The sequence below is a fragment of the Luteitalea sp. genome, from assembly GCA_009377605.1.
Taxonomy (GTDB): domain Bacteria; phylum Acidobacteriota; class Vicinamibacteria; order Vicinamibacterales; family Vicinamibacteraceae; genus WHTT01.
On sequence record WHTT01000319.1, the window covers coordinates 1 to 584 of the forward strand.

Here is a 584-nt window from a genome sequence, read left to right on the forward strand (position 1 = left end):
GCGGCCGAAAGCAGCCGTCACCGCTGCCCGTCGCGTCAGGCGTGGGCAGCGTCGACCCACTCGATGTCGAGCTTGTCGTCCAGCCAGCTCATGTCGAGCTTTCCCTCGTCAGCGAGCCGCAGCATCTCCTGCTCGCGCTCGATCTGGCGCTCGCCGTCCTTGATCACCCTCTCGAGGCGGTCCGCGGGGACCACTGCCACGCCGTCACCGTCGCCGACGACGAGATCGCCCTGCCGGACGACCGCGTCCCCGACCGAGACCGGCCCTCGCAGCTCGCCGGGCCCGGTCCGGTACGGGCCGACATGGGTGAACCCCCGCGCGAAGACGGGGACGCTGCCGGCGGCGATGTCCTCGCCGTCGCGGATGACCCCATCGATCACGAGACCGCCGACCCCCTGAGCGACCGCGTGGCGGTAGACGATCTCGCCGACGACCGCACGGTTGGTGACGGCGCCGGCGTCGACGACGAGGATCTCGCCGTCACGGGCTAGTTCAATGGCCTTATAGATGGCAAGGTTGTCCCCGGGACGGGTGCGGACGGTGAACGCCGGGCCGGCGAGAATACCAAGGTCCGCGCTTGTGAT

1 protein-coding gene is annotated in these 584 nt (G+C 70.0%); it reads right to left on the minus strand.

Annotated elements, in window-relative coordinates:
* Positions 1–35: 35 nt before the first annotated feature.
* A complete protein-coding gene (locus GEV06_29120; protein MPZ21899.1) occupies positions 36–584 on the minus strand; it encodes an RraA family protein in 549 nt (182 codons plus the stop codon).